This is a genomic window from Kitasatospora phosalacinea, assembly GCF_030268885.1.
In the GTDB taxonomy this organism is placed as follows: domain Bacteria; phylum Actinomycetota; class Actinomycetes; order Streptomycetales; family Streptomycetaceae; genus Kitasatospora; species Kitasatospora phosalacinea_C.
The window spans coordinates 1-255 of record NZ_BSSA01000147.1 but is presented as its reverse complement, the minus strand read 5'-3'; the positions used below and the strand labels follow the sequence as shown (position 1 = coordinate 255).

Here is a 255-nt window from a genome sequence, read left to right as displayed (position 1 = left end):
CGGGCCTCGTTCCGCTACGCGGCCCGGCAGGACTGGGACAAGATCTCCAAGGCCCTCAAACCCGTCTACACCGCTCCGACCGAGGACGCCGCGCTCGAGCGGTTCGTGGAGTTCTCCGAGGCCTGGGCCAGGAAGTATCCGGCGATCGTGCGGCTCTGGGAGAACGCCTGGGCCGAGTTCGTGCCGTTCCTGAGCTTCGACGTCGAGGTCCGGCGGGTCATCTGCACCACGAACGCGATCGAGTCCGTGAACGCC

At 67.5% G+C, this 255-nt stretch carries 1 protein-coding gene; it reads left to right on the top strand.

Annotated elements, in window-relative coordinates; translation table 11 throughout:
• On the top strand, positions 1-255 hold a 255-nt coding region (locus tag QSK52_RS39320), incomplete at both ends, for a transposase (RefSeq protein WP_285741062.1).